The following is a 403-nucleotide window of genomic DNA, read 5'->3' on the forward strand; positions in this document are numbered from 1 at the left end:
TCTCGGCGGCGTCCTTGTCGGCTGCATCGGCGCCGGTGAAGCGCGGCAGGATCGGGCTGCGGTTCTTCGGATAATAGGAACAGCGCATGGCGATCTCGACCGTGTTGTCGATCGCTTCCGGCAGATCGGAGAACAGCCGAGCCATATCGGCCTGGCTGCGCAAGAAATTGTCCGGCGAAAGTCGCCGGCGATTGTCCGCGGCGACCACAGAGCCTTCGGCAATCGCAATCAGCGCATCATGCGCCTCGTAGTCGTCGCGCTTGGAGAAGAACGCCTCGTTGGTGGCGACCAGCGGCAATTCATGCGTATAGGCCAAGTCGACGGTCGATTTTTCGACCGTGCGGTCGTAGCCGGCGACCCGCTCCAGCTCGACATAAAGCCTGTCGCCGAACAGGCCTTTGAG

General features: G+C 62.0%; 1 pseudogene. It reads right to left on the reverse strand.

Features of this window, described 5'->3' with window-relative positions:
- A pseudogene (locus EN852_RS35670) lies at positions 1-403 on the reverse strand (DNA polymerase III subunit alpha); the annotation flags it as partial.

It is taken from the genome of Mesorhizobium sp. M2E.F.Ca.ET.209.01.1.1 (assembly GCF_004010375.2).
Lineage (GTDB): Bacteria > Pseudomonadota > Alphaproteobacteria > Rhizobiales > Rhizobiaceae > Mesorhizobium.